Genomic DNA, 1,863 nt, shown 5'->3' on the forward strand with positions numbered 1-1,863 from the left:
CTGAACCACGTCTCGGCGTCGTCCACCGCCGCCCTGCCCCAGACCCAGGTCGTCGACGGCAAGCTGGCCCGGGTGCTGAGCTGGTACGACAACGAATGGGGCTTCGCGACTCGGATGGCGGACACCGCGCTGGTGATGAGCAAGTTCATCTGATGGGCGGACGGGCGAGGCCACGGCTAGACCTCGCCCTTCAGGCCGCGCTCCTTATGATGTCGGGTCTGGTTGCGGCGGGGGGCGTCAGCCTCGGCTGCTTCGTCCGCAACCTGATCCAAGCCCCTCAGGCGTTTTTTCCGTCAGCAAGCGACCTGGAGCAAGCACATGGCCGGCTCCGGGGGTTCCGGCTCGAAGACGGTGTGATGCCCGCCGTTATGGCGCTGGTGCTCGTGGTCTGGGTCATCGCCCTGATCCGCTTCGTGGCCGCCGATCCCCGCTCGCCAATCCGTCTTGCGGGAGGAGGTCTCAGCCTTGCTATCTTCGGCTGGGCGGCTTTTGAAACTTGGCGGATGGCCTGGCCGGTCTGCAATCCGATGTAGCAGGCACACCCTGCCCAGTAGCGAGAACTTCAAATGACCTTTCGCACCCTCGACGACGCCCCTTCCCTCGCCGGCAAGACCGCGCTGGTGCGCGTGGACTTCAATGTGCCGATGGAGGGCGGGAAGGTGACGGAGGACACCCGGCTGCGCGTGGCGCTTCCGACGATCCAGAAGCTGCGCGACGGAGGCGCCAAGGTCGCCGTGCTGGCGCATTTCGACCGGCCGAAGGGCCAGCGGGTTCCGTCGATGAGCCTGAAGCCGGTGGTGGACGATCTGGAGCGGCTGCTGGGCGCGCCGGTGCGGTTCGCCGAGGACTGCGTCGGCGACGAGGCGAAGGCGATGATCGCCGACGTCGACGCCGGCGGCGTGGTGTTGCTGGAGAATGTCCGCTTCCACCCCGGCGAGGAGAAGAACGATCCGGCCTTCGCGGCGCAACTGGCCGAACTGGGCGATCTCTACGTCAACGACGCCTTCTCGGCCGCCCACCGGGCCCATGCCTCGACCGAGGGGCTGGCGCGGCTGCTGCCCGCCTACGCCGGGGAGTCCATGCGGCGCGAACTCGAGGCGCTGGACAGGGCGCTGGGCAATCCGGTCAAGCCTGTGCTGGGCATCGTCGGCGGCGCCAAGGTGTCGACCAAGCTGGATCTGCTGAAGAATCTGGTCGGCAAGCTGGACCGACTGGCCATCGGCGGCGGCATGGCCAACACCTTCCTTTTCGCCCAAGGCGTTGATATCGGCGGCTCGCTGGCGGAACGCGATATGGCCGACACCGCCCGCGAGATCCTCGCCGAGGCCGAGACCCGGGGCTGCGAAATCCTGTTGCCCGTGGATTTCGTCGTGGCGACCGAGGTCAAGCCCGGCGCCGCCGCGCGCCCCGTCGTCGCCGGCCAGCCGCTGTCGGCGGACGACAAGATCCTCGACGCCGGACCGGCCAGCGTCGCACGTCTGGTCGACGCCCTGACAGCCTCAAAGACGCTGATCTGGAACGGCCCCCTCGGCGTGTTCGAGATCCCGCCGTTCGACGCAGCCACCGTCGCCGTCGCCCGGCATGCGGCGGCGCTCGCCAAGGCCGGTGTTCTGACCGCCGTGGGCGGCGGCGGCGACACCGTCGCGGCCCTGCATCACGCCGGCGTGGCGGGGGACATGACGTTCGTCTCCACCGCCGGCGGGGCCTTCCTTGAATGGATGGAGGGCAAGCCGTTGCCGGGCGTCGAGGCTCTTCATGTCTCCTGAACCCGAGCCTGTAACAATGCGTGACTTCCGGCTCCGGTGGAGCTAGATCACCGCAAACACAAAGCTCTGGAGGAACTGATGGATTTGGCGGCGCTCA

Annotated in this window: 2 protein-coding genes and 1 pseudogene; all 3 read left to right on the top strand. The window is 68.0% G+C overall.

From position 1 onward, the window contains the following. Positions 1-153: pseudogene (locus tag VGD32_RS12510) on the top strand (erythrose-4-phosphate dehydrogenase); the annotation flags it as partial. A 53-nt stretch (positions 154-206) separates the two neighbouring features. Beyond that, complete coding sequence (locus VGD32_RS12515) at positions 207-533, top strand: hypothetical protein (protein WP_331032216.1); 327 nt, start codon at positions 207-209, stop codon at positions 531-533. A 33-nt stretch (positions 534-566) separates the two neighbouring features. Next, positions 567-1,766 (top strand): phosphoglycerate kinase, encoded by a 1,200-nt coding sequence (locus VGD32_RS12520; RefSeq protein ID WP_331032217.1) that lies wholly within the window; start codon positions 567-569, stop codon positions 1,764-1,766. The last annotated feature ends 97 nt before the right edge of the window (positions 1,767-1,863 follow it).

Origin of the sequence: Brevundimonas sp. (assembly GCF_036402095.1) — a bacterium.
Lineage (GTDB): Bacteria > Pseudomonadota > Alphaproteobacteria > Caulobacterales > Caulobacteraceae > Brevundimonas.

What these genes read in the sequence shown, in the direction of transcription:
- VGD32_RS12520 (WP_331032217.1), top strand. Translation starts at nt 567, where the DNA reads ATGACCTTTCGCACCCTCGACGACGCCCCTTCCCTCGCCGGCAAGACC.
- VGD32_RS12515 (WP_331032216.1), top strand. Translation starts at nt 207, where the DNA reads ATGATGTCGGGTCTGGTTGCGGCGGGGGGCGTCAGCCTCGGCTGCTTC.